We start from the raw sequence: 20476 nt of genomic DNA on the forward strand, positions 1-20476 counted from the left end.
CGGCACGGGCACCCAGCCGGCAAAATACGGCGAGCACGGCAAGCACGACGTGCGCCATGGGTCGGGCCAGGCGCCATCGCATTCGTTGGTATACTTCGTCGCCATGATAGCCAATTTCGATGCGGATCGAGCACTCAGGCTCGCCCGCGACACTCTCCAGACCGAAGCCGATGCGGTTTCCGCACTTTCCGGACGCCTGAACGGCGACTTTGCCCGTGCCGTGCTGCTGATCCTGCAATGCACCGGGCGCGTGGTCGTCTCGGGCATCGGCAAGTCCGGCCATATCGGGCGCAAGGTCGCGGCCACGCTGGCCTCTACCGGCACGCCGGCGTTCTTCGTGCACCCGGCCGAAGCCAGCCACGGCGACCTGGGCATGGTCACGCGCGACGACGTGCTGATCGCCTTCTCCAATTCGGGCGAGACCGGCGAGCTGCTGTCGATCATCCCGATCGTCAAGCGCATCGGTGCGCGGCTGATCTCGGTCACCGGCAACCCCGACTCCAACCTGGCCAAGCTGGCCGACGTCCACCTGGACGCGGCGGTCGAGAAAGAAGCCTGCCCGCTGAACCTGGCGCCGACGGCCAGCACCACCGCGGCGCTGGCGCTGGGCGATGCGCTGGCAGTGGCGGTTCTCGATGCGCGCGGCTTTGGCGAGGAAGACTTCGCGCGCTCGCACCCCGGCGGCGCGCTCGGGCGCAAGCTGCTGACCCATGTGCGCGACGTGATGCGCACCGGCAACGCCGTGCCCGAGGTGCGTGAAAACACCCCGCTGGCCCAGGCGCTGATGGAAATCACCCGCAAGGGCATGGCCATGACCGCCGTGGTGGACCCGGACGGACACGCCATCGGCGTCTTCACCGACGGCGACCTGCGCCGCCTTCTGGAAACCCCGCGCGACTGGAAGACCGTTCCCATCGGCGACGTCATGCACCGCAACCCGCACGTGGTCAACGAGAACCAGCTCGCCGTCGAAGCGGTGCAGGTGATGGAGGCCAACCGCATCAACCAGCTGCTGGTGGTGGATGACGACGGCCGCCTGACCGGCGCGCTGCATATCCACGACCTGACCCGCGCCAAGGTCATCTGAGCGGGCGCGGGCCCGGCACAACCGGCACAACGCCAAGGACACCATGCAGGCACTCCTCGCCTCCCTCAGCGGCATCGTCATGCGGCTGCTGCCGCTGCTGCTGATGGCCTTCGTGGCGGGCAGCACGTTCTGGCTGGTCCAGATCAACTCCCCCAAGGAAGACCCGGCCGCGCAAAGCGCCAAGAAGCATGAGCCCGACTACTTCATGGACCGCTTCTCGGCCACTGAGCTGGCGCCGGACGGCAGCACCAAAATCCGCTTTACCGGCGAGCGCATGGTCCATTTCGAGGATGACCAGACCTACGAGGTGACCCGGCCCGCCATGCGCGCGTATGAGCCGGACCGCCCGCCGGTCACCGCCCGCGCCGATATGGGCCGCATGAACGCCGAGGGTTCGGTGATCGACCTGTACGGCAACGGCTTCGTCATGCGCCAGCAGGGCGTGGACGTGTCCAAGGACCCGCAGCTGACCGCCGCATCCAGTTATTTCCAGCTGCTGGTCAATGACGACATCGTCAAGACCGACAAGCCGGTCAAGCTGACGCGCGGCCCGTCGGTGATGACCGCCAACGGCCTGATCTTCAACAACGTCACGCGCGAAGTACAATTGCTCGGCAATGTACGCGGCACCATCATCACCGGGCCGACCCCTGGCCGCGCGCCGGGGTCCTGAGCCCCGGCCCGGGGGCCGCACCAACCCGCACCAACGTACCCAGACGCCCTCAAGCAACCCTGCCAACATGACTGCTTCCCTGACGACATCGTCCCGTCGACGCACCGCCCCGGCCCTGCTCGCCCTGGCCATGGCCTTCGGCCTGCTGGCCCAGCCCGCCCTGGCCGAGCGCGCGGACCGCGACAAGCCGATGGTGCTGGAGGCGGACAACGCCAGCTATGACGACGTCAAGCAGATCTATACGCTGACCGGCAATGTGGTGCTGACCAAGGGCACCATGATCCTGAAGTCCGACGCCGCCGAACTGCGCACCGATCCCGAGGGCTACCAGTTCGCGGTGGCCACCGCCAAGCCGGGCAAGCAGGCCTACATCCGGCAGAAGCGCGAAGGCGTCGACGAATACATCGACGGCTGGGGCGACCGCATCGAGTACGACGGCAAGCAGGAGTACTCCAAGCTGATCGGCAATGCCCGCATGGCGCGCCTGCAGGGCGCCAAGCAGGTCGACGAGATCCGCGGCGCGGTGCTGACCTACGACAGCCGCAAGGAGTTCTACACGGCTGCCGGCGGCGGTAGCGGCGATGCCGCGGCCGCCAATCCGTCCGGCCGCGTGCGCGCGGTGCTGTCGCCGCGCCAGGACCAGAAGGCCGGCGCCACGGGCAGCGGCGGCTCGCCGCTGGACCTGAAGCCGGCGCCCGCGCCTGCCAACAAACCCTGACGCCTGGCGCCGGCTGCGTGCATCGCATGCGGCCGGCGCCAGAAACGCCTGAACGCCAGACTGTGCCAATGACCGATACCGCAACCATCGCCGACAAGCCTTCCGTCGAAGCCTCCACCGTCCTTGCCGGCGGCAGCACGCTGGTCGTGCGCCACCTGAAGAAACGCTATGGCTCGCGCACGGTGGTCAAGGACGTCTCGCTCGACGTGAAGAGCGGCGAGGTGGTCGGCCTGCTTGGGCCCAACGGCGCGGGCAAGACCACCTCCTTCTACATGATCGTGGGCCTGGTGGCGCTGGACGAAGGCGATATCGTGCTCGACGGCGACCACATCAGCGGCCTGCCGATCCACGAGCGCGCGCGCATGGGGCTGTCGTACCTGCCGCAGGAAGCCTCGGTATTCCGCAAGCTCAACGTCGAAGAGAACATCCGCGCGGTGCTGGAGCTGCAGGTGAGCAACGGCAAGCCCCTGCCCAAGGCCGAGATCGAGCGCCGCCTGGATTCGCTGCTCGACGACCTGCAGATCGCGCACCTGCGCAACAACCCGGCGCTGTCGCTGTCGGGCGGCGAGCGCCGCCGCGTGGAAATCGCGCGCGCGCTGGCGTCGTCGCCGCGCTTCATCCTGCTGGACGAACCCTTCGCCGGCGTGGACCCGATCGCCGTGGGCGAGATCCAGCGCATCGTCAGCTTCCTCAAGGCACGCAATATCGGCGTGCTGATCACCGACCACAACGTGCGCGAGACGCTCGGCATCTGCGACCACGCCTACATCATCAGCGAAGGCACGGTGCTGGCCGCGGGCCAGCCCGAGGAAATCATCGCCAATGACGCAGTGCGGCGCGTCTACCTGGGCGAGAACTTCCGCATGTGATGCAGCGGCCTGCCATGGAGCGGCAGGCCTATTCGCGGGCGCACGTGGGCCTGCCACAGCCAGCAGCGATCAGACCGCATAAGCGATAGCAATTTCCGTTCCAACAACGGAAAGATGCGCATAGAATAGGTCGCATGAAACCGTCGCTACAGCTCCGCCTTTCCCAGCATCTGGCCCTGACCCCGCAACTGCAGCAGTCGATCCGGCTGCTGCAGCTTTCCACGCTGGAACTGCAGCAAGAGGTCGAACAGGCACTGACGGAAAACCCTCTGCTCGAACGCGAGAACGACTGGATCGAAAGCCCGCTGCGCGTGGCGGCCGACGGCTCGGTCAACCTGCAGAGCGCACCGGCGCCCGCGCCGGCAGAGCCGCAGGGCAATGGCGAGGCCCGCGCCGACGGCGCGGCTGACGACGACAGCTATGGCGACAGCGGCAACGGCGACGACTATGGCAGCAGCGACTGGAGCCTGGACGACTTTGCCCGCCGCCCCCAGGGCGACGAGGACGAAAAAACGCCGATGCAGCTGCGCGAAGCCGAGCCCACGCTGCGCGAGTACCTGATGGAACAGCTCACGCCGCTGAAGATCTCGGCGCGCGACAAGGGCCTGGCCATCTTCCTGATCGAATCGCTCGACGACGATGGCTACCTGAGCGCATCGCTTGAGGAGATCTGCACGGAGTTGCCGGAAGAACTCGAGTTCGAGATCGAGGAGGTCCACGCCATCCTCACGCTGCTGCAGAGCTTCGACCCGCCCGGCGTGGGCGCGCGCAACGCCGCCGAGTGCCTGGCCCTGCAGTTGCGGCGCCTGACGCACCCGCAGCGCGAACTGGCCCTGAACATCGTGACCAACCACCTGGAGTTGCTCGCAGTACGCGACTACACGCGGCTGAAGAAGGCGCTGCAGGTGGATGAAGCGGCGCTGAAGTCCGCACACGAACTGATCCGCTCGCTGGCGCCCTACCCCGGCCATGCATACAGCCGCCCGGAGGCGGACTTCGTGGTGCCGGACGTGTTCGTGCGCAAGGGTGGCGGCGGCTGGATCGCGCAGCTCAATCCGGATGTGATGCCGAGGCTGCGCATCAATGACATGTATGCGCAAATCCTACGTGGCGCAAAGGGTGAGTCCGGCACCGCCGGGCTGCAGCAGAAGCTGCAAGAGGCGCGCTGGCTGATCAAGAACATCCAGCAGAGGTTCGACAAAATCCTGCGTGTCTCGCAGGCCATTGTCGAGCGTCAAAAGAACTTTTTCAGCCACGGCGAAATCGCCATGCGCCCCTTGGTTTTGCGGGAGATTGCCGATACACTGGGTTTACACGAGTCAACCATCTCCCGGGTGACGACCAATAAATATATGGCAACGCCGATGGGTACTTTCGAACTGAAGTACTTCTTCGGCAGCCACGTGTCCACCGAAACCGGTGGCGCGGCTTCGTCAACGGCCATCCGCGCCTTGATCAAGCAACTGATAGGAGCCGAAGACCCGAGGAATCCCCTTTCCGACAGTCGCATTGCCGAACTGCTGGGCGAACAAGGCTTCGTTGTCGCACGCCGCACCGTTGCCAAGTATCGCGAAGCCCTGAAGATCCCCGCAGTCAATCTCCGCAAGTCTTTGTAGCCGAGCCCACCGCCTGCCTGGTGAGGCTCTTTCAGAAGGAGAAGCGCTATGAACTTCAAGATCAGTGGACACCACCTGGACATCACGCCCCCTCTGCGTGAGTACGTGGAAACGAAGCTGGAGCGAATCGTCAGGCATTTCGATCAAGTCATTGGCGTTAGTGTGCTGCTCTCTGTCGACAACCACAAGGAAAAGGACCGGCGTCAGTACGCGGAAATCAATCTACATCTCAAGGGCAAGGACATCTTTGTCGAAGCGCATCACGAAGACCTGTATGCAGCGATCGACGCACTCGTCGACAAGCTGGACCGTCAGGTGATCCGCTACAAGGATCGCGTGCAAGGCCACGACCGCGAAGCGGTCAAGTACCAGATGGCCGCAGCGCAAATGCAGCAATGACCGTGCCCGGCAGCCCCGCAGCGGGCTGCTGAATCAGGATTGAACAGGCAAGCCGCGCCAAGAAGCGCGGCTTTTTTGCGCCCTCGCGTTCCCGGTTGCCGCCGGCATGCCGCGCCCGCACTGGCGGCGCGGCCCGGCTGTGGCGCCGGAGCCGATGCTTTTCACCCGAATGAGCAAGGGTGTTCGCAAGCGCTGCGCCAAGGTGTATGCTGCGCCATACAAAGAGAGGGAATCCTGGCCGTGCCCCGCACCGGTGCACCGGCTCCCCGCCGCGGAGGCACCATTGCATCACCATGTATCTTTCTGCACCGGCTTGCCCCGTTGCGCTGCACAATGCGGGAGTAGTCGCTGCTCTATAATGGGCCGGACGCCTCCGGCCAGGCCAACGGCAGGCCGGAGCCGGCCCACTGCCCGGCGGAACGGTCCGCCCGCTAACTGAAATCCTGCGCATCGCCCATGAATCGTTTGGCCAAATTGCTGCCACCCGGCAACATCACCCTCGACGTCAGCGTCACCAGCAAGAAGCGTGTGTTCGAGCAGGCCGGGCTCCTCTTCGAGAACAACCATGGTGTGGCGCGCGCCATCGTGACGGACAACCTGTTCGCGCGCGAGTCGCTTGGATCCACCGGCCTGGGCGCCGGCGTGGCAATCCCGCACGGCCGCATCAAGGGCCTGAAGCAGCCGCTGGCCGCGTTCATGCGCCTGGCCGAACCAATTCCGTTCGAATCGCCCGATGGCAAGCCGGTATCGCTGCTGATCTTCCTGCTGGTGCCCGAACAGGCTACGCAGCAGCACCTGGAAATCCTGTCCGAAATCGCGCAACTGCTTTCCGACCGCGACATGCGTGAAGGGCTGGCCACGCTGCCCACGCCCGATGCCGTCCATCAGTTGCTGATCGCATGGCATCCCTGATCCCCTGATCCCTCAAGCGGGCCGGCACCAGACCGGGCAGGCGCCAAGGCGCTTCGCAAACCGCCCCACCAGTCATACCGCATGGAACTCACCGGCGTCACCTCCCAGTCCATCTTCGACGACAACGCAGCCGACATCAAACTCTCGTGGGTGGCCGGCCTGGAAGGTGCGGATCGCGCCTTCGATGTGGAGTTCGCCCGCGAAGCCACCTCCGCCGCCGACCTGGTGGGCCACCTGAACCTGATCCACCCCAACCGCATCCAGGTGCTCGGCAAGCCCGAGATCACTTATTACCAGCGACTGGACGACGAGACCCGCAAGCGCCAGATGGGCGAGCTGATCCTGCTGGAGCCGCCCTTCCTGGTGATCGCCGACGGCATGGAGCCGCCGCCCGACCTGGAACTGCGCTGCACGCGCTCGTCCACGCCGCTGTTCACCACGCCGGTGTCGTCGGCCGCGGTGATCGACCACCTGCGCCTGTACCTGTCGCGTATCTCCGCGCCGCGCGTGACCATGCACGGGGTATTCCTCGACATCCTGGGCATGGGCGTGCTGATCATGGGCGAATCGGGCCTGGGCAAGAGCGAACTGGGCCTGGAACTGATCTCGCGCGGCCACGGGCTGGTGGCCGATGATGCCGTGGACTTCGTGCGCCTGGGGCCGGATTTCATTGAAGGCCGCTGCCCGCCGCTGCTGCAGAACCTGCTTGAAGTACGCGGTCTGGGCCTGCTCGACATCAAGACCATCTTCGGTGAGACCGCGGTGCGCCGGAAGATGAAGATCAAGCTGGTGGTGCAGTTGGTGCGTCGCAATGACGGCGAGTTCGAGCGGCTGCCGCTCGATTCGCAATACCTCGACGTGCTGGGCCTGCCGATCCACATGGTCAAGATCCAGGTGGCGGCCGGGCGCAACCTGGCCGTGCTGGTCGAGGCCGCGGTGCGCAACACCATCCTGCGCCTGCGCGGCATCGATACGCTGCGCGACTTCATGGACCGGCAGCGCGCCGCGATGCAGGCCGATGCAGTATCGCGCGGCCAGGGCCGCTTGCTCTGAGCGCCGGCGTTTTCATTTGCTTACAACGGCGTTGACGCAGAACGTCAACGTTCTTCAGGCATGCTCCGTTTTGTGCTGTAATGGGCATCGCGCCCGTTACGGAAGCTGCAACGCCGGCAATGGCGCGCGGCCATGAAGTTTTCCACACCCAGGAGAGCAAGCATGAAGAAATTGATCGCGATGTGCGCGCTGGTCACCCCGATGATCGCCGCCAGCGCTTTTGCACAGACCACCGCCACGCCGGCAACCCCCGCGACGCCAGCCAAGCCGGCGGCCACCGCACCGGCAACGCCGGCCATGCCTGCCACGCCCGCCACCCCGGCTACCCCGGCTACCCCGGACAAGCCCGCAGCCAACGCCCAGCAGGACAAGATGAAGGCCTGCAATACGCAAGCCGCCGGCAAGAAGGGCGACGAACGCAAGGCGTTCATGAAGGAATGCCTGTCCAAGGGCGCGTCCAAGACCCAGCAGGAGAAAATGGCCTCCTGCAGCAAGTCGGGCAAGGGCAAGAAGGGCGACGAATACAAGGCCTACATGAAGGAATGCCTGTCCAAGGCAGCCTGAGCCGCAACCAGCGCCGCAAGCTGACGACAAAAGCATGGCGAACCGCGAGGTTCGCCATGTTTGCTTTTGCGCGTGGTGTCATGACGCCTTCATCACGTGATGCTATGCTTCAGTTGCTATGCGCATCATCCTCATCACCGGCATATCCGGTTCCGGCAAGTCCGTCGCACTGAACGTGCTCGAAGACGCAGGCTACTACTGCGTGGACAACCTGCCGGCTCAGTTCATCCCGGAACTGACCCGCTATCTCGACAGCCAGGGCTATACGCACCTGGGCGTCGCCACTGACATCCGCAGCCGCGAGTCGCTCGACCAGTTGCCCGACACCGTGCGCGCGCTGGCCGCTGAGCACCAGGTCGAGGTGGTGTTCCTGACCGCCAGCACCGACGCACTGGTGCAGCGCTACTCCGAGACGCGCCGCCGCCACCCGCTCTCGGTCCGTACCGACGGCGTGCCGGGCCCGGGCGGTGAACCCGCCTTCAACGACACCGCGCTGATGGAAGCGATCGAGATGGAGCGTGCGCTGCTGAGCCCGCTGGCCGAGGCCGCGCACCGCATCGACACCAGCAATGTGCGCACCAATACGCTGCGCAGCTGGATCAAGGAGCTGATCCGCGACGACAGCCAGCGGCTGACGCTGCTATTCGAGTCGTTCGGCTTCAAGCACGGCGTGCCCAGCGATGCGGACATGGTGTTCGACGTGCGCTCGCTGCCCAACCCCTATTACGACCTGGCCTTGCGCCCGCTGACGGGGCGCGACACGCCGGTGATCGACTTCCTGCAGGCCCAGCCAATGGTGCTGGCGATGGCCGAGGATATCCGCGCCTACGTGGAAAAGTGGCTGCCGAGTTTCATTGCCGACAACCGCAGCTACCTGACCGTGGCGATCGGCTGCACCGGCGGCCAGCATCGCTCGGTCTATATTGCGGAAAGGCTTGCCAACTACTTCCGGGCGCATGGTAATGTGCTGGTGAGACACCGAGAGCTCGCACCGGCGGGCTGACGCAGGCGGGACTGCCCACTGGCATCATTGGCATCTGCGCGCCGCGTTGGCCGGCTGGCCCATTGCTGCGCGATACCCAAGCTGGCACTGCATGTCCTCGACCGACCTCTACCGTCCCACGGCATCAGAAGATCCGCCGCGGACGCTCGACAACCTGCCGCTGTTCCCGTTGCACACCGTGCTGTTTCCCGGTGGACGGCTGCCATTGCGCGTGTTCGAGGCGCGCTATGTCGACATGGTGCGCAACTGCCTGCGCGACAACACTCCCTTCGGCGTTTGCCTGATCGAAAGCGGCGAGGAAGTGGCCCGGCCGGACCAGCCCACCGTGCCGGAACTGATCGGCTGCCTGGCGGAGATCGTCGACTGCAACATGGAACAGCTGGGCGTGCTCTTGATCCGTGCGCGCGGCCGCGAGCGCTTCCATATCGTCAGCCATGACACCCGCGACGACGGCCTGCTGGTTGCGCGCGCCGAGGTGCTTCCTCCCGACATCATCGACTGCAAGCTGGAGCTGCTGGGCGAATGCCTGGATGCGCTGCGGCGCATTGTCACGCGGCTCCATGCCGAGCAACCCGACCGCCTGCCATTCGACGAGCCCTACCTGTGGGACGACCCGAGCTGGGTCGCCAACCGGCTGTGCGAGTTGCTGCCGGTGCCGCTCAAGGCCAAGCAGATGCTGATGGCGTTGCCCGATGCCGGCATGCGCATCGAGATCGTGCACCGCTACATGCGCCAGAACCACATGCTCTAGGCGCTCAGAACAGCCCGCCGCGGGCCTGGTCCTCCAGCAGCCTGCGCACCGGCGCGGGCGTACCCACCGCATCGAGATCGTCAAGCGAGATCCAGCGCTGCGCGGCTTCCGCGGCGCCGTCCTGCGCCATCAGGCTTGCGCCGTCCGCGCTCACATCGACCCGGATGGCACGGATCAGCAGGCGGAAGTGCGTGAACACATGGGTCAGCTCGCCGGTCAGTGCGGCGCGCGCGGGCTTGCCGAAGGCGCGGGCATAGTCGAGCGCCGCCGCCTCGGCGGCTTCCGTGTCGAAGGGCACGCTGTCGACCGGCATCTCCGGCAGGCTCCACAAGCCGCCCCAGATGCCGCTGCCGGGGCGCAGGCGCAGCAGCACTTCGCGCTGGCGCCGCACCAGCAGCATTACCGTGCTGCGCTCGGGGATGGCCGCGCGCGGCTTGGGCGTGGGCAGCACGCCGGTGAGCCCGTCGCGGCGCGCCACACAGTCGGCCGACAGCGGGCACGCACCGGCATCGGCCAGGCAGGCCGGCTTGCCGCGCGAGCACACCGTGGCGCCCAGGTCCATCAGCCCTTGCGTATAGGCGATCATGTCCTCGGCCTGGCGCGGGCCTGCGGCCGGCAAGGCCAGCTCGGCCAGCTGCCACATGCGCGTTTCCACCACGCGCTCGCCCGGATGGCCGTGGATGCCGAAGCAGCGCGCGAACACGCGCTTGACGTTGCCATCCAGGATTGGAGAACGCACGCCGGCGCTGAACGCGGCGATTGCCGCGGCGGTGGAGCGGCCGATGCCGGGCAATGTGGCCAGCACCGCGGGATCGGTCGGGAAACGGCCACCATGCTCGCTCACCACCTGCATAGCGCAGCGGTGCAGGTTGCGTGCGCGCGAGTAATAGCCCAGCCCCGCCCATAGCGCCATGACCTGGTCGGCAGGCGCCGCCGCCAGCGCCTGCACCGTGGGCAGCTGCGAGACAAAGCGCTGGAAGTAGTCGATCACCGCGCTCACCTGGGTCTGCTGCAGCATGATCTCCGACAGCCAGATGCGGTACGGGTCGCGCGTGTTCTGCCACGGCAGGTCGTGCCGGCCATGCTGGCGCTGCCAGTCGACCACGCTGGCGCCGAAGTCGGGCGGCACGCAGATATCGTCGGGGATGGCGGGAACGGCGCGAGGGGCTGGTTTGCGGGGCATCTGGGTGAAACGTTCTGAAGCGCGGGGCGCGCGGCGCACCAAAGGAAAAGGCGCCGCTAAGTGCGGCGCCACATGATATACCGGCTTCAGGATCAGGCCACCGCAAGGCTCGCGCTGTCGGCTGCAGCCGTCGGCCGCAGCAGCCGCTGCGCGTAGCCCTCGATACGGCCGCTGCGCTCGTCCAGGCCGTTGAGCACTTCCTCGAGTTCGGCAATGCGGCTTTCCAGCGTGTCGGTGGCCTCGTGGATGCGCTCGATCGAATCGACGCGCCGGCGCAGCTGCTTCTGGTGCTCGCGCACCTGCGCTTCCAGCGGCGTCATTACCGACTTGAGCCAGACCTCGATATCGCGGTTCAGGTCGCGGAAGTTCTCCAGCACGCGGCTGGCCATGGTGCTGAAGGCGCTCTGGACCAGCTGCGGGCGCGAGCGCGTCAGCATGCTGACCGTGCCGAAGTGCGCATGCACCAGGCGCAGTGTTTCCTCAAGCTCGGCCACGTAGCGCTCGGCAGTGAACTGCATCGGCGCGGGCAGCGTGAAGCCGTGCTCGGCGTTGAAGCGCCGGTACATGCTTTCGATCAGCTGGTGCAGCTGGCCGATCTTGTTGTCGGCATCGGTCACCAGCCTGGTCAGCTGCGCAAACAGCGCGTCCATGTCTTCGCGCAGTCCGCGCGAGAAGAAGCGCTCTTTCATCTGCTCGCGCGCGCTGCGCATGGTGAGGCGCACGTCGCGCAGTTGCAGGCTCTTGATGATGTCGGCGCTGTGGCGGCCGAAGACCAGGCGCAGCGCCTGGAACTTGCTGATGCTCTGCTCGAACTCTTCCTTCTCGCCCTGCACCCGCATCAACATGTGCTTGACCATCGCGTGGTTCTTGCCGCGCAGGCCGCGCAGCTCGAACAGCTGCTCGACGATATCGCGGCGGCGGCTCTGCAGCAGCTGCTGCGCGGCGCGCGCCATGTCCTGCACCAGCCGGTGCGCCTGGTCCGAGACGATCTCGCGCCGGCGCGGGATCAGCTGGTCGGACAGCACGTGCTCGAACTCGGGCAGGCCGCTGCGCGCCAGCAGCTCGTCGTCGTGCGTGACCTTGGCCACCAGGCCCTTCTGCGCCGATACCGGATAGACGCGCGACTGTTCGATGCCCAGCACCTGCGCGGTGGTGGACACCTGCCGCGCGATCTCCTGCGCGATCTCGCCCGGCTCGCGCAGCGGATCCCACAGCCCGTCGATCTTGTTGAGCACCGCCAGGCAGCCGCGCCGGTGGCCGGCGCCGACATGGCTGCGCCACAGCTCCAGGTCGCTCTTGGTGACGCCCGCATCGGCGGCCAGCACGAACACCACCACATGGGCATCGGGGATCAGCCGCAGCGTCAGCTCGGGCTCGGTGCCGATCGCATTCAGGCCCGGCGTGTCAAGGATCACCAGGCCCTGGCGCAGCAGCGGATGCGGGAAATTGATGACGGCGTGGCGCCAGCGCGAGATCTCGACCATGCCCTCGGCATCGACCGCGTAGGCGGCATCGGGATCGTTCTCGTGGTACAGGCCCAGCGCCTCGGCCTGCGCCGGCGGCACGCGCACGGTCTGCACCACGTGCTGGAACGCAGCCAGCATGCCCTCGGGCGAAGACGGGTCCAGCGGCACCGAATGCCAGTGCGAAGCCGAGGTGCCGGCCTCCAGGAAGTCGGCGGTAGAGGCCTCCTGCAGGCGTGTCTCGATCGGCAGCAGCCGGATGCACGGCGGCTCGGCCTCGTCGTAGCGCAGCTCGGTCGGGCACATCGTGGTGCGCCCCGCCGACGACGGCAGGATGCGGCGCCCGTAGTCGGCAAAGAAGATGGCGTTGATCAGCTCGCTCTTGCCGCGCGAGAACTCGGCAATGAACGCGACCTTGAGCCGGTCGCTGCGCAGCACGCTCTGGATGCGCTGCACGCGGTCATCGGCCTGGGCGTCGTACAGGTCGTGCTGCTGCAGCCAGGACTGGAATTCGGCCAGTGACTGGAGGACCCCGGTTCTCCAGGCGCCGTATTGTTCGAATTGGTGGGCGAGCGTTGTCATGGAGCTGTTCGGCTGACTTGGTTTTACCTCGGGGCACGCCGCTTTCGCGCTGCGCCCGTGTTCGCACAATGCCGGCCCGACCACGGTCTACCTGCAGGCGGCGGGCCATTTTGTAACTTTTTATGACTGCGCACACGATACAGGTTTCCACGACGGTTTTGTGGAATTCACGCCCCTCAGTAATGGCTTGCACAAGGAGTGTTGCGCCGACCCATCGACAATCGCCGGCGGCGCGCATTGTGCGCCACACGGCGCCTGCCCGGGGTGGCCGCCAAGGCTCAGTGCTGGCAGTTCGGGCAGTAGAAGGTCGAGCGCTGGCCCTGCACGATCTGGCGCACCGGCGTGGCGCAGACCCGGCATGGCTGGCCGGCGCGGTCGTAGACCAGGCAATCCAGCTGGAAATAGCCGCTGGCGCCGTCGCTGCCGACAAAGTCGCGCAGCGTGCTGCCCCCGCGCTCGATTGCCTGTGCCAGGGTCTCGCGCACCGCCTGCGCCAGGCGGTCGCAGCGCGCGCGGCTCAGGCGCCCGGCCGGGGTGGTCGGACGGATGCCGGCGCGGAACAGGCTTTCGGACGCATAGATATTGCCCACGCCGACCACGATGCCGCCGGCCAGCAGCACGGTCTTGATGGCGGCGCTGCGCCCGCGCGTGTGGCGGTGCAGCCAGGCGCCGTCGAAGGCAGGATCGAAGGGCTCGATGCCGAGCGTGCGCAGCAGCGGGTGCGACGGCAGTTCAGCCTCGGGCAGCGTGCTCCACAGGATGGCGCCGAAGCGGCGCGGATCGCGGAAACGCAACACGATGGTGCCCGGTTTGGTGCCCAGCGCGGCGCCGGGACCGGGGGCCAGCACCAGGTCAAGGTGGTCGTGCGCGCCAGGCGACGGCGCCTCGGGCAGCACCCGCAGCGTCCCGGTCATGCCCAGGTGGACCAGCAGCCAGCCGGCCGGCTCGCCCGCCGCCTCGCTCACGCATTCCAGCAGCAGGTATTTGCCGCGGCGCTCGATCCGGCGTACCACGCGCTGGGCCAGCCGCATTTCCAGTTGCGGATCGACCGGCCAGCGCAGGCCGCGGTGGCGCACCGTGACCGCGGCGATGCGCCGTCCCACCACATGCGGCAGCAAGCCGCGCCGGGTCACCTCGACCTCGGGCAATTCTGGCATCGAACCTCTCCGTTGGTTACCGCTCAAAACTCCAGCGGCGCCTGCGGGCACCGGCCTGCGGCGCCAAGCAGCGCATTGTAGCGGCAGGCTACAATGCCCTTTATCAATGCGCTTTCTCTCATCCCTCGCCAGCGCGCGCCGGAGCAATCACTACATGTCGGACCTCATGCCGGACCTGATGCCGGACTCCACATTGCAAGCCACCGCGGGCGGCCTCCCGATCGCTTTTCCAGGCGCCGTTTCCCGCACAGCGCGCACGGCTGGCGCCCTGGCCCGGTTTTTCCAGGCGCCCCGCCGCCATGCGCGTGCGCTGGCCGCCTCGGCATTGCTGGCCCTGGCCGCCGGCACCAGCCACGCCGCGCCGCCTGCGGGCGCCATGCCATTGCCACCGGCACTGCAGCTGGCCGCGGCCGAAAGCGAGCGCCCCGCCGCCGCCAGGTCCGCACGCAGCGCGCTGCCGTCGCTGGAGCTGACCGACGACATCGTCTATATGGTGCTGGCCGCGGAGATTTCCATGCAGCGCGGCCTGGTCGGCCCGGCCTACCGGACCTACATGGAACTGGCCCGGCAGACCCGCGACCCGCGCTTCGCGCAGCGCGCCACCGAGATCGCCTTCAATGCGCGCATCCCGCAGCAGGCACTGGACTCCGCGCGCCTGTGGAAGGAGATTTCTCCGACTTCGCCCGCGGCAGCGCAGGTGCTGTCGACGCTGCTGGTGCTCAACGGCCGCTGGGACGATGCCCGGCCCCTGCTGCAGCAACAGCTGGCGGCGGTGCCGGCCAGCCAGCGAGGCGAGGCCATTCTGCAGCTGCAGCAGCAGCTGTCGCGCACCAGCGATGCGGCCGGCGCGGCCACACTGCTGCAGGACCTGACCAAGAATGACGCCAAGCTGCCGGAAACGCAGCTGGCACTGGCGCGCGCCAGGGAAGTCGCCGGCGACGAGCCGGGCGCGCTCGCCGCGCTCGACCAGGCATTGCGGCTGCGCCCGGGCTATGAAGCGGCCGCGCTGATGGCGGCCGAGCTGCGCGCCGAGAAGCAGCCCGACGAAGCCGTCGCGATCCTGAAGCGCTTCCTCGACAAGTCGCCCGATTCGGTCAACGGCCATATCACGCTGGCGCGGCTGTACCTGCTGCGCAACGACATGCAGTCGGCCCGGCAGGAGTTCGAGACCCTGCGCAAGGTAGCCCCGGGCGACCCGCGCGTGCCGCTGGCATTGGGCCTGACCAGCCTGCAGGCCAAGAGCTACGGCGAGGCCGAGCAGTACCTGAAGGAATACCTGCAGCTGGTAGAGAAGCAGCCCACCGCCAACCCCGACATTGCCTACCAGTACCTGGCGCAGATCGCCGAGGAGCGCAAGGACTACGCCGGCGCCATCCGGTGGCTGGACCGCATCGAGGACATCCGGCTGGCGCCCGCGGCGACCGCCAAGCGCGCACAGCTGCTGGCGCGCATGGGCAAGCTCGACGACGCCCAGGCGCTCTTCGGCGAGATGCTCACCGACGCCGAGGACATCTCCGATCCTGGCCAGCGCGCGCAGCGCATGACCGCCATCCGCCAGGCCGAGGTGGCCACGCTGATGGAAAGCAAAGCCTATGACCGCGCCCGCAAGCTGCTCAACGACCGCATTACGGCCGAGCCCGACAACGCCGACTGGATCTACGAGCTGGCCATGCTCGACGAGCGCCAGAAGCGTTACGACAGCATGGAGAAGGGCCTGCGCAAGGTGATTGCGCTGCAGCCGCAGCAGAAGCAGGGCTACAACGCGCTGGGCTACTCGCTGGCGGACCGCAACGAGCGGCTGCCCGAGGCGCTCAAGCTGCTGGAGCGCGCCTCCGAGCTGGGGCCGGACGATCCCTACATCATGGACAGCCTGGCCTGGGTCAAATTCCGCATGGGCGACCTGCGCCCGGCGGCCGACCTGCTGCGCAATGCCTATTCCAAGGCGCCCGAGGCCGAGATCGGCGCGCACCTGGGCGAGGTGCTGTGGCAGCTCGGCGAGCATGACGAAGCGCGCAAGACCTGGACCGAGGCCGTCCGCATCGACCCCGAGAACGAGACCCTGGTCGACACGCTGCGCCGCTACAAGGTCAACGTGCAAGTGTCCAAGTAACCCCGCCCGCCGCGACCCGCAGCCCGGGTCCGCGGCGCCGGATTTCCGTCAGCCGGCGGACGCCGCCGCGCCGCCGTTCTCACGACCAAGCCCATGAACCGATCCCGACGCCTGGCGCTCTTCTGCCTTGGCGCCCCGCTGCTGCTGCAGGCGTGTGCCAGCGTGGCACCGTCGCGCAGCTTTGATGGCGACCAGGCCGCCGCCAGCCAGCAATACACCGGCCGCTTCTCCGCCAACTACGTGCGCTACGGGCGCGACGAAGGCGTGCAGGGAAGCTTCCGCTGGGAAGAGCAGGGCCGCAACGTGCGGCTGGACCTGGTGTCCCCGCTCGGCCAGACCCTGGCCGTGGTCACCGCCACACCGTCCGGCGCCACGCTCGACCTGCCCAACCAGCCGCCGCGCAACGCGCCAGAGGTCGACACCCTGATGGAGGAAGCGCTCGGCTTTGCGCTGCCAGTGGCCGGCATGCGCGACTGGCTGCACGGCCGCGCCACGCAGGGCGCGCCCGCGCGCACCACGCGCGACGAGCAGGGCCGGCTGGCCACGCTGGCGCAGAACGGCTGGACCGTGCGCTACGTCGCCTGGCAGGACGCAGCCGCCCAGGTGCCGCGCCGCATCGACCTGGCGCGCGACGCCGGCAGCAATCCGCTGTCGGTGCGCCTCGTGATCGATCCCCGGACGCCGTGAACCACGCCATGCATCGCAGCCAGCCCCTGCCCCCGCCCGAACTGCGCGACTGCCCCGCGCCGGCCAAGCTCAACCTGTTCCTGCACGTGACCGGCCGCCGCGCCGACGGCTACCACACGCTGCAGACCGTGTTCCAGCTGGTCGACTGGTGCGACACGCTGCATTTCCGCCGGCGCGACGACGGCGTGGTCGCACGCGTCACCGACGTGCCCGGCGTGCCGGCCGAGACCGACCTGGTGGTGCGCGCCGCGCGCGCGTTACAGGCGGCCACCGGTGCCACGTTCGGGGCCGACATAGCCATCGACAAGGTGCTGCCGATGGGCGGCGGCATCGGTGGCGGCTCGTCCGATGCCGCCACCACGCTGCTGGCGCTGAATCACCTGTGGGGACTGGGCCTTGCGCGTGCCGAACTGATGCGCATCGGGCTGGCGCTGGGCGCCGACGTGCCAGTATTCGTGTTGGGCCAGAACGCCTTTGCACAGGGCATCGGCGAGGACCTGACGCCAGTCGAGCTGCCCGAGAGCTGGTTCGTGGTCATCCACCCGAAACAGCATGTCCCCACCGCTGAAATTTTTTCGGACGAGTGCTTGACAAGGGATACGCCGCTCTCCATAATTGCGGTCTTCGCTGCTCGCACAAACAAATTCGATTTCGGTCGCAACGACCTGGAACCGATAGCAACAGCGAAGTTCGGCGAAGTCGCCCGAGCCCTGGCATGGCTGAAGCAACACAATCAGCATGCCAGGATGACCGGTTCCGGAGCCTGCGTGTTTGCGCGTTTTCCCGACGCAGCAACAGCGCAGCAGGTTTTGGAAAGGTTGCCTCCCGAATGGGACGGCAGGTGTGTGCGCAGTCTGGCACGTCATCCGCTCGCAGCGCTCGCGTAGCAAGTTTTCGTTCGGCGCGGTACGGCAGTCTGGTACCACGAAGAACGGCCCGGTTGTGTAGGGGAGTCGCCAAGTTGGTCAAGGCACCGGATTTTGATTCCGGCATTCGAAGGTTCGAATCCTTCTTCCCCTGCCATTACATTCCTATAGTGTCCTTACGGACTCTCTGTATCAGTCACCGGCTTTGCCGGTGACACCAAGCTCCCCCAGCAGCAAGACAGGTGCCCCGAATGAGCAGCGAAGGCTTGATGGTATTTACCGGCAACGCCAACCCCAAACTCGCGGAGGCTGTCGTACAGCACCTCGGCATTCCCCTGGGCAAGGCGTTGGTTGGCCGTTTCTCCGACGGCGAAGTTCAAGTTGATATCCAGGAAAACGTTCGCGGCAAGCACGTCATCGTGCTGCAGTCCACCTGCGCGCCGACCAACGACAACCTGATGGAGCTGATGGTGATGGTCGACGCGCTCAAGCGCGCCTCGGCACGCAGCATCACCGCCGCCATGCCCTACTTCGGCTATGCGCGCCAGGACCGCCGCCCGCGTTCGGCGCGCGTCGCGATCTCGGCCAAGGTCGTGGCCAACATGCTGGAAGTCGCCGGTGTCGAGCGCGTGCTGACGATGGACCTGCACGCTGACCAGATCCAGGGCTTCTTCGATATTCCCGTCGACAACATCTACGCTTCGCCGGTACTGCTGGGCGACCTGCGCGAGAAGAACTACGGCGACCTGCTGGTGGTGTCGCCGGACGTCGGCGGCGTGGTCCGTGCCCGCGCACTGGCCAAGGAACTGAACTGCGACCTGGCGATCATCGACAAGCGTCGTCCCAAGGCCAACGTGGCCGAGGTGATGAACATCATCGGTGAAGTCGACGGCCGCAACTGCGTCATCATGGATGACATGATCGACACCGGCGGCACGCTGTGCAAGGCCGCCCAGGTGCTGAAGGAGCGCGGCGCGCTGAAGGTCTTCGCCTACTGCACGCACCCGGTGCTGTCGGGTGGCGCGGCCGCCCGCATCGCGGACTCGGCGCTGGACGAAGTGGTGGTGTGCGACACCATCCCGTTGTCCGAAGAAGCCGCCAAGTGCACCAAGATCCGCCAGCTCTCGACCGCCCCGCTGCTGGCCGAGACCTTCACCCGCATCGTCAAGGGCGACTCGATCATGTCGCTGTTTGCGGGTTCCTGATAGAATTTAAGGCTTTACTGCGTTGATCGCCGTTTTTCGGCGATCAACGTGACTTGATCGGCGCATCATTTTCTGTTTGCGCCGCAACGAGGCTGTCTGGTCGCGGACGGCCTTCTTACTTTTGGAGTCATCATGAAAGTTGTCGCTTTCGAGCGTAGCGTACAGGGAACGGGTGCGAGCCGCCGCCTGCGCAATTCGGGCAAGACCCCCGGCATCATCTACGGCGGCGCCGCCGAGCCGAAGATGATCGAACTGGATCACAACGCGCTGTGGCACGCCCTGAAGAAGGAAGCGTTCCACTCGTCGATCCTGGAACTGGAAGTCGCTGGCAAGTCGGAACAGGCCCTGCTGCGCGCATTCCAGATGCACCCGTTCAAGCCGCTGGTGCTGCACGTAGATTTCCAGCGCGTGTCGGCCAACGACAAGATCCACGTCAAGGTGCCGCTGCACTTCATGAACCAGGAAACCGCTCCTGGCGTGAAGCTGGGCCACGGCATCGTCAACCACATCCTGAACGACCTGGAAGTTTCGTGCCTGCCGGCCGACCTGCCCGAGTTCATCGAAGTGGACCTGGCCGCCGTCGAGCTGAACCAGACCGTCCACCTGTCGGACATCAAGCTGCCGAAGGGCGTGACCGTGATCACCCACGGTGACGACAACCCGGCCGTCGCCAGCATCTCGCAACCGGCTGGAGCCGTGTCGGAAGCTGCCGAAGGCGGCGAAGCCGCTGGCGAAACGCCGGCTGCCTAAGCTGCAGCAGCGGTCGCGGCCTGCCGGCCGCGCCACGAAGAAACCGCCGCTTCTTGCGGCGGTTTTTTTTCGCCCGGCAGCCGTCTGCCGGTTTTTCGGTATCCTTGGCGCTTGTGGCGCAGCCTTGCGCGCCAACGACCCAGTCAAACGCATGATCAAGCTTATCGTCGGCCTCGGCAATCCCGGTGCGGAGTACGAGGCCACCCGACACAACGCCGGCTTCTGGCTGGTGGACCAGCTGGCCCGCATGGGCGGCGCCACGATGCGCGTGGAAGGCCGCTTCCACGGCCTGGCCGCGCGTGCGCGGCTGTGGGACCAGGACATCTGGCTGCTCAAGCCGTCGACCTTCATGAACCGCTCCGGCCTGGCCGTGGTGTCGCTCGCGCGCTTCTACAAGGTCCTTCCCGACGAGATCGTGGTCGCGCACGACGAGATGGACCTGCCGGCGGGCGCGGCCAAGCTCAAGCGCGGCGGCGGCGCGGGCGGCCACAACGGGCTCAAGGACATCTCGGCCCACCTGTCCACGCAGGACTACTGGCGCCTGCGCCTGGGCGTGGGCCATCCGCGCAACGCGCCCGGCGGCGCCGGCGCGGGCCGCGAGGACGTGGTCAACTTCGTGCTCAAGCCACCGCGGCGCGAGGAGCAGGAAGCCATCGATGCCGCCATCGACCGCTGCATCGAGCCGCTCGGCCTGCTGGCACGCGGCGATGCTGAACGCGCCATGGCGCAGCTGCATACCACGCGCTGACAAATACGCATATTCCTGCGACAAGCGTATGAAAACGGGCCGCATCTGCGGCCCGTCGTGGTTTGGCGGCCCAAGACTGC

At 66.8% G+C, this 20476-nt stretch carries 20 protein-coding genes and 1 tRNA gene; 18 read left to right on the forward strand and 3 right to left on the reverse strand.

What is annotated here, in order from left to right; all coding sequences use genetic code 11:
* Positions 1–103 precede the first annotated feature (103 nt).
* From I6H87_RS05090 to I6H87_RS05140, 11 genes are all read left to right on the forward strand, one after another.
* Positions 104–1087, forward strand: a complete 984-nt coding sequence (locus I6H87_RS05090) for a KpsF/GutQ family sugar-phosphate isomerase (protein ID WP_010814391.1) — start codon at positions 104–106, stop codon at positions 1085–1087.
* Between the two features lie 43 nt (positions 1088–1130).
* Entirely contained in the window at positions 1131–1760 is a 630-nt protein-coding gene (gene lptC / locus I6H87_RS05095) for an LPS export ABC transporter periplasmic protein LptC (protein WP_010814390.1), read from the forward strand.
* Between the two features lie 67 nt (positions 1761–1827).
* Positions 1828–2478: a lipopolysaccharide transport periplasmic protein LptA gene (gene lptA, locus I6H87_RS05100; protein ID WP_011614488.1), complete on the forward strand. Its 651-nt coding sequence runs from the start codon at positions 1828–1830 to the stop codon at positions 2476–2478.
* Positions 2479–2546: 68 nt separating this feature from the next.
* Positions 2547–3347: an LPS export ABC transporter ATP-binding protein gene (lptB, locus tag I6H87_RS05105; protein WP_010814388.1), complete on the forward strand. Its 801-nt coding sequence runs from the start codon at positions 2547–2549 to the stop codon at positions 3345–3347.
* A gap of 134 nt (positions 3348–3481) precedes the next feature.
* Positions 3482–4963, forward strand: a complete 1482-nt coding sequence (locus I6H87_RS05110; protein ID WP_011614486.1) for an RNA polymerase factor sigma-54 — start codon at positions 3482–3484, stop codon at positions 4961–4963.
* A 48-nt stretch (positions 4964–5011) separates the two neighbouring features.
* The gene (hpf, locus tag I6H87_RS05115; RefSeq protein WP_010814386.1) at positions 5012–5362 is read left to right on the forward strand and encodes a ribosome hibernation-promoting factor, HPF/YfiA family; all 351 of its coding nucleotides are present in this window, start codon (positions 5012–5014) and stop codon (positions 5360–5362) included.
* 456 nt (positions 5363–5818) lie between these two features.
* A complete protein-coding gene (gene ptsN, locus I6H87_RS05120) occupies positions 5819–6274 on the forward strand; it encodes a PTS IIA-like nitrogen regulatory protein PtsN (RefSeq protein ID WP_010814385.1) in 456 nt (151 codons plus the stop codon).
* 81 nt (positions 6275–6355) lie between these two features.
* The gene (gene hprK, locus I6H87_RS05125; protein ID WP_010814384.1) at positions 6356–7327 is read left to right on the forward strand and encodes an HPr(Ser) kinase/phosphatase; all 972 of its coding nucleotides are present in this window, start codon (positions 6356–6358) and stop codon (positions 7325–7327) included.
* Between the two features lie 162 nt (positions 7328–7489).
* Positions 7490–7891, forward strand: coding sequence for a PsiF family protein (locus tag I6H87_RS05130; protein ID WP_011614484.1), 402 nt, complete (start codon positions 7490–7492; stop codon positions 7889–7891).
* A gap of 118 nt (positions 7892–8009) precedes the next feature.
* A complete protein-coding gene (gene rapZ / locus I6H87_RS05135) occupies positions 8010–8894 on the forward strand; it encodes an RNase adapter RapZ (protein WP_010814382.1) in 885 nt (294 codons plus the stop codon).
* A gap of 91 nt (positions 8895–8985) precedes the next feature.
* A complete protein-coding gene (locus tag I6H87_RS05140; protein WP_010814381.1) occupies positions 8986–9645 on the forward strand; it encodes an LON peptidase substrate-binding domain-containing protein in 660 nt (219 codons plus the stop codon).
* A gap of 4 nt (positions 9646–9649) precedes the next feature.
* Here I6H87_RS05140 and mutY read toward each other — a convergent pair whose 3' ends face one another.
* The 3 genes from mutY to mutM all read right to left on the reverse strand — a co-directional run bounded on the left by mutY (position 9650) and on the right by mutM (position 14030).
* A complete protein-coding gene (gene mutY, locus I6H87_RS05145; protein ID WP_011614483.1) occupies positions 9650–10828 on the reverse strand; it encodes an A/G-specific adenine glycosylase in 1179 nt (392 codons plus the stop codon).
* 92 nt (positions 10829–10920) lie between these two features.
* Complete coding sequence (locus tag I6H87_RS05150) at positions 10921–12873, reverse strand: dynamin family protein (RefSeq protein WP_011614482.1); 1953 nt, start codon at positions 12871–12873, stop codon at positions 10921–10923.
* A 278-nt stretch (positions 12874–13151) separates the two neighbouring features.
* Positions 13152–14030 (reverse strand): bifunctional DNA-formamidopyrimidine glycosylase/DNA-(apurinic or apyrimidinic site) lyase, encoded by an 879-nt coding sequence (gene mutM, locus I6H87_RS05155; RefSeq protein WP_011614481.1) that lies wholly within the window; start codon positions 14028–14030, stop codon positions 13152–13154.
* Between the two features lie 154 nt (positions 14031–14184).
* Between mutM and I6H87_RS05160 the strand changes: the two genes are divergently transcribed.
* The 7 genes from I6H87_RS05160 to pth all read left to right on the forward strand — a co-directional run bounded on the left by I6H87_RS05160 (position 14185) and on the right by pth (position 20396).
* Positions 14185–16140, forward strand: coding sequence for a tetratricopeptide repeat protein (locus I6H87_RS05160; protein WP_011614480.1), 1956 nt, complete (start codon positions 14185–14187; stop codon positions 16138–16140).
* Positions 16141–16233: 93 nt separating this feature from the next.
* Complete coding sequence (lolB, locus tag I6H87_RS05165) at positions 16234–16827, forward strand: lipoprotein insertase outer membrane protein LolB (protein WP_010814376.1); 594 nt, start codon at positions 16234–16236, stop codon at positions 16825–16827.
* Between the two features lie 8 nt (positions 16828–16835).
* Positions 16836–17714, forward strand: a complete 879-nt coding sequence (gene ispE / locus I6H87_RS05170; RefSeq protein WP_011614479.1) for a 4-(cytidine 5'-diphospho)-2-C-methyl-D-erythritol kinase — start codon at positions 16836–16838, stop codon at positions 17712–17714.
* A gap of 59 nt (positions 17715–17773) precedes the next feature.
* Positions 17774–17850: transfer RNA gene (locus tag I6H87_RS05175), tRNA-Gln, on the forward strand.
* Positions 17851–17944: 94 nt separating this feature from the next.
* Complete coding sequence (locus tag I6H87_RS05180; protein ID WP_010814374.1) at positions 17945–18898, forward strand: ribose-phosphate pyrophosphokinase; 954 nt, start codon at positions 17945–17947, stop codon at positions 18896–18898.
* Between the two features lie 132 nt (positions 18899–19030).
* Positions 19031–19648: a 50S ribosomal protein L25/general stress protein Ctc gene (locus I6H87_RS05185; RefSeq protein ID WP_010814373.1), complete on the forward strand. Its 618-nt coding sequence runs from the start codon at positions 19031–19033 to the stop codon at positions 19646–19648.
* Between the two features lie 151 nt (positions 19649–19799).
* The gene (pth, locus tag I6H87_RS05190) at positions 19800–20396 is read left to right on the forward strand and encodes an aminoacyl-tRNA hydrolase (protein ID WP_010814372.1); all 597 of its coding nucleotides are present in this window, start codon (positions 19800–19802) and stop codon (positions 20394–20396) included.
* Positions 20397–20476: the final 80 nt, after the last annotated feature.

This window comes from Cupriavidus necator, from assembly GCF_016127575.1.
In the GTDB taxonomy this organism is placed as follows: domain Bacteria; phylum Pseudomonadota; class Gammaproteobacteria; order Burkholderiales; family Burkholderiaceae; genus Cupriavidus; species Cupriavidus necator_D.